The sequence below is a fragment of the Mycobacterium sp. genome (assembly GCF_050701675.1).
GTDB lineage: Bacteria > Actinomycetota > Actinomycetes > Mycobacteriales > Mycobacteriaceae > Mycobacterium.
The window spans coordinates 1-4,971 of record NZ_JBOGDD010000811.1; the positions used below are offsets into that span (position 1 = coordinate 1).

Genomic DNA, 4,971 nt, shown 5'->3' on the forward strand with positions numbered 1-4,971 from the left:
GGATGGGGATCCCGCCGAGGAGCTCGTCCTCGTCGAAGTTCAGCAGTTCGATGGTGCAGTCGCTGAACGCACGAGACCGGCACAGCAGAACATAGCCGTCGTCGACCTCGGAGTCGTTGCACGCAAACGTCGAGTAGTTCTCCATCTGGATGTCGCCGTCGAGAACGTAGGACTTGCAGGCCGAGCAGCGGCCCTCGCGGCACCCGTGCATGAGATGGATGCCCTGCCGGAAGGCGGCGTCGAGGATGTTCTCGTCCTCGCTCACCTCCATGTCGATGTTCACGGGGTCGAAGCTGATCTTGTGCGATTCCGCCATGGCGATGCTTCCTGTTGGTGACGGCGGGTGGCACCGCGACGTGCGCTGGTGCCACCCACCGGGTCGGGATCAGACCGGTGTTGCGCCTGCGCGGTACGCCGCAACGTGCGCGGTCCGCTCGTCCTCGGTCATCTGATTGAGCAACACGTTCGGGCTGTTGAACGTGTTGCCCCGAACGTCGTCGAGCGTCCACATCTTCTTGGGGTCCAGATTCAGATGCGGCTGACCGACCAGCGTCTTGCCGTCGTCTCGGACGTAGCCGAGGTCGCTGACGATGTCGGCGAGGTCCTTGCCGTGGTGCAGCGTCTCCCACTCGCGGAAGCCCGTGAGCCGCCCCATGTTCGGCGTCGGCCTGCCCTCGTATTCGTCGCGGAACGCCGTCGCGTCCGTCCAGTGGCAGGTCTCCGAGCAGTACGTTCGCCATTGGCCGTCCACCTTGTCGACGACCATGTCCTCGCGGATGAGGGCGGGCACCATGCACGTCCAGCAGCGATGTGGGTACTCGTAGCCGACTTCCTCGAAGGCGATGGGCTTGTTGCGGCCCGGGTACGCCAGCCGGTTGTACGCCTCCCACCACTTGCCGAACTTGGAGTACCAGCCCGGGTACTTGTCCTCGAACCACTCGAAGTCGGTGTCGGTCATGGTGTCGATGCGCCAGTAGTTGACCGGCCAACCGGTGGCGAAGAACCGTGCCACCTCGTGCACGTAACCCTTCTCGGTGATGCGCTTCCACGCCTCCTCGACCAGGTCGTGCGGAATGGTCAGACCGTACTTCTCCAGTGGCAGAAGGTAACTGCGGTAGTAGTCGTCATAGATCCACCGTCGCCACATCTCGGCGTAGCTCTCGCGGTCCTTGCGACGGTCCTTGGTTCCGTACTCGATGAAGGTACCGATCGCGGCGTCGACCACGCAGTGGTTGTTCCACCACGCATATCGCAGATCGCGCTCCAGCAGGGGGCGGTTGCGTTCGTCGGCCAGGGCCATCAGCAGTATCGAGTAGCCGTTGGAGATGTGGCGGGACTCGTCTGACTGCACCGAGTGGAACACCGTCGGAAGCAGGTAGTCGCCGTTGGCGGCAGCCTCGTCGGGCATGGCCACGAAAAGTGTATTGGTGAACGCGGTTTCGGCGACCACGGTCAGATAGATGTTGGCCGCCGTGATGGCGTCGCCGGTGATGAACCCCTCGCCGAACTGCCTGCCGATGGTGCCCGCGTAGTTGTTCGCGAACGCCTTCTCGGTCATGTCGAAACCGGCGGGATCGATGTAGTTGTTCATGTACAGCTTCTTGAGGTTCATCTGAATCGTCGAGTGCCGTACCTCGTCGATCATCTGCACGGCGAGCCCGTTGTGGATCTCCGGGTTGGGCACCGCGTCGATCGCCATGGGCATCGCCCGTGCCGCCGAGATCTCGGGAAACGGGATGATCGACAGGAACAGCTTCTGCCATTCGAGCCAGCGCTGCTGCACCTGCCGGAACATGTTGCCGCGGATGGCGCCGTCCATGGCTCCGTAGACGCGGTTGTCCTTCTCCTCCTCCATCGGGAAGTACGACCGCATGATCTGCTTGAGCGGATCCTTCTTCGGCGCCTTCTCGAACGTGTAGTCGGTGCCGAACCTGGTGGCCGGGGTTGCGAACGTCGGCTCCCAAGTGAGTTCGCTGATCTTCGCGTGCGCCTTGGTCAGGCTTTGTCTGCTCAACTCGAGCCTCCTGATAGATGGGCCATTCGCCCGCCGGGCTGGGGGCGATGCGAGACCCATGGAACCGCCTGAGCTGGCTCATTTGCGTCTCAGTTTGAGATGCAGATCACACTGGTGCCGCTGACCGTGCCGGCGTATCGGTCGATCGCATTCGATCCGTTCATGAATCGCGGACAATGCCGTTGTGGACACGCGACGTCTGAGCCTTCTGTTGGCGCTCTCCAGGCTTGGGTCGATGCGGCGAGTGGCCGAGGCGTTCAACCTCACCACGTCGACGGTGTCTCAACAGATCTCCGCTCTGGCCAAGGAGACCGGCGAGCAGCTCATCGAGCCCGACGGACGGCGGGTGCGTCTCACGCCGGCCGGCCGGCGGTTGGCCGACCACGCGGTGTCCATACTGGCCGCGGTCGACGCGGCTCGCGCGGATCTCAATCCGGAAGCCGAACCGGTGGGCACCGTCCGCGTCGGCGGGTTCGCCACCGGCGTTCGCGTGTCGCTGCTCCCGATTCTCGGTGAGCTTGCCTCCGAGCATCCGCACATCGACGTCCGCATCAGCGAGTACGAACCCATTGAAGCGTTCCGTCTCCTCGTCGACGATGATCTGGACCTCGCACTGACCTACGACTACAACTTGGCCCCCGCCTCCCCCGACTCCGTTCTGGATGCCCAAGCCTTGTGGTCGACCCCGTGGGGGTTGGGGGTTCCCGATGACGGCAGCACCGGCGACCGCGCCGACCTGCGCACCCACGGGAACTCCACCTGGATCGTCAACTCACGCAACACGGCTGACGAAGGCGCAGTCCGCACCTTGGCCGGCCTGGCCGGCTTCACACCGCGCATCGCCCACGAGATCGACAGCCTCGACCTGGTCGAGGACCTCATTCTCGGCGGCTACGGCGTTGGACTGTTGCCGTTGAGCCGGCCCACCAGAGCCGGCATCAAGGTCTTGCGACTCACCGATCCGAGCGTCGTCCTGACGGCATATGCGGTGACCCGGCGCGGACGGGCGAACTGGCCACCGCTCAGATTGATCCTCGACCGTCTACGCCCACGCAAACACGAGGTGGCGCAGCAGGATTGGCCGCGCCCGACGACGTGAGGGCGAAGCGTAGAAGCCAGCCGCGGGGTTGGGCAAATCTGGCCTGAGTCACCGCTACCAGGTGTACCATGACTTCACGTACGACATGGAGATCCTGGCAACGCCGTATCAAGGCCCATATCTCTTGGAGCACGCAATGGCATCCTCATACCGCTACAGACTTCTTCAGATCGCGCTCGTCGTCTTCGGCGCGGTGATGATTCTTCTCTACCCGCTAGCCGTGGTGTGGCCGTCGGGGTGGGCGTGGCATCCCGACGCTCCCTATCAGTCCGACTACTTCATGATGATCGTCGGCCTGTACGCGACGCTTGGCGTCTTCCTGTGGAACGCGGCTCGTCGCCCCGAGGCCAATGTCAGCCTCATCTGGTTCACCGTGTGCTCGAGCGTCGTCCACGCCGCAATCATGGCGGTGCAATCATTCGGCGGCGGTCACCACATGGGACATCTGTGGGGAGATGTCCCGGCATTGCTTCTCGCTGCCATCGTGCTGTCGGTTCTCGTACTGACCTCCGGGATCACGCAACCACGCCCATCGACACATGCGTACGAAGCTATTCGCGGAGACTGACCGGGGACGCCGTCAAGTCCACCTCGGGTGGATGAATCGGCGACCGCGGATGAAGGAGTGAATGGAGCAGCGCGACCACCGTGCCGAGCGCACCGCCTGCCAGGCCGGCGGCCGTTGCCAAGACCATGGCGCCCCCGCTGCCGACCAGGATCGAATAGCCGAATGACCCGCCGACGGCGAGCAGTGCCACCCGTGCGGGCGTCCACCGTCGCGGACGGCCGAAGCGAGTCGCCACCACCATGCCGAGAATCAGCGCCACCACGTGACCGACGCCGGTGAAGTCCGTGCCGCCGGCGATGACCACCGCTGCGACCGCGAGCCACCATCCGATCCACGTCGACCGCCAGCGCGTGGGTACCGCCGGGGTGAGGGCGCCGAGCACGGAGGTCGCGCCGTAGCTAGTGCCGACGTCGATCGCCCTACTGACGGAGAGGGGCAGCCAGCCGAACCGAACCGCGGCAGTGAGGCCGGAGGCCACCAGCAGAGTGGCGCCGACGTGGCCGACAGCGAACGCGACCAGGAGCCGTCCGCTGCGCCAGATGAGCTCGCCGACCCCGAGCAGGCACACCAGACCGGGCAGCCAGACGTACATCGACCCGGCGTCGACCACGAAGGCGCTGCCGAGAAGCGTGCCGACGTGCCCGTGGCTCAGGTTGTGCAGATTGGTACTGGCGTGCTGGAACACCCGACCCTGGACGCCGGGACCGAGCTTCAGCAATGTCGTCGTGACGACCACCAGCACGATGGCGTAGACCATGGTCACCCGTACCCGGGCCAACCGAGACAACAGTCCGAATGCCATCGGGACCGACTATGCCCCCGACGCCTCCCCGTTCAGGGCATCCGCCCCTGGCAGATCACTGCGAATCTTCACCCAATACATGGTGAGGTCATCGGGAACTCCGGGAACCCTCGCCGAGAAGAGTTGCTTGCGTACGCGTTTCGTCGTGATGCCCAAAGATTCGAAGTCCTCGGCGGAGATTCCCTCCAGGGTGACGTTCGACACGACCAGTCCACCCCTGGTGGCGCGGTTCATCACCCGAGCCGCGACGTTGACGTCGATGCCCAGCCAGTCCGAACCAATTCGCTGCGGCCTCCCGGTGTGGATACCTGCCCGCATCAACGGCGTATGGCCGCCCACCTCAACGGATTTGACGGCATCCAGCGCAGCAAGGACGGCGCCTACGGCGGTGGCGGGATCGGTGAACACCGCCATCGCGCCGTCACCCATTCTCTTGACGATGTGTCCACCGGCTTCGAGGATGGGCGGTTCCGTCACTTGGCTCACGC

General features: G+C 64.5%; 6 protein-coding genes. 2 read left to right on the forward strand and 4 right to left on the reverse strand.

Annotated features, from left to right (window positions below; translation table 11 throughout):
• Together ACRDUX_RS24835 and ACRDUX_RS24840 are read right to left on the reverse strand one after the other, a co-directional pair.
• The coding region (locus ACRDUX_RS24835) for a 2Fe-2S iron-sulfur cluster-binding protein (RefSeq protein ID WP_526417508.1) at positions 1–316 on the reverse strand (316 nt) is incomplete at its 3' end.
• Between the two features lie 69 nt (positions 317–385).
• Entirely contained in the window at positions 386–2,014 is a 1,629-nt protein-coding gene (locus tag ACRDUX_RS24840; RefSeq protein ID WP_526417510.1) for an aromatic/alkene/methane monooxygenase hydroxylase/oxygenase subunit alpha, read from the reverse strand.
• A 184-nt stretch (positions 2,015–2,198) separates the two neighbouring features.
• Between ACRDUX_RS24840 and ACRDUX_RS24845 the strand changes: the two genes are divergently transcribed.
• Both ACRDUX_RS24845 and ACRDUX_RS24850 read left to right on the forward strand, forming a co-directional pair.
• Positions 2,199–3,113 carry a LysR family transcriptional regulator gene (locus ACRDUX_RS24845; protein ID WP_526417512.1) on the forward strand — a complete coding sequence of 305 codons (915 nt, stop codon included), beginning with the start codon at positions 2,199–2,201 and terminating at the stop codon, positions 3,111–3,113.
• Between the two features lie 136 nt (positions 3,114–3,249).
• Complete coding sequence (locus tag ACRDUX_RS24850) at positions 3,250–3,681, forward strand: DUF6632 domain-containing protein (RefSeq protein WP_526417514.1); 432 nt, start codon at positions 3,250–3,252, stop codon at positions 3,679–3,681.
• On the opposite strand, the gene ACRDUX_RS24855 is transcribed toward ACRDUX_RS24850, so the two are convergent.
• A complete protein-coding gene (locus ACRDUX_RS24855; RefSeq protein WP_526417516.1) occupies positions 3,665–4,483 on the reverse strand; it encodes a rhomboid-like protein in 819 nt (272 codons plus the stop codon). The two genes, ACRDUX_RS24850 and ACRDUX_RS24855, sit on opposite strands and share 17 nt — an antisense overlap.
• A 9-nt stretch (positions 4,484–4,492) precedes the next feature.
• A partial coding sequence (locus ACRDUX_RS24860; protein ID WP_526417518.1) for an adenylate/guanylate cyclase domain-containing protein occupies positions 4,493–4,971 on the reverse strand: 479 nt, incomplete at its 5' end.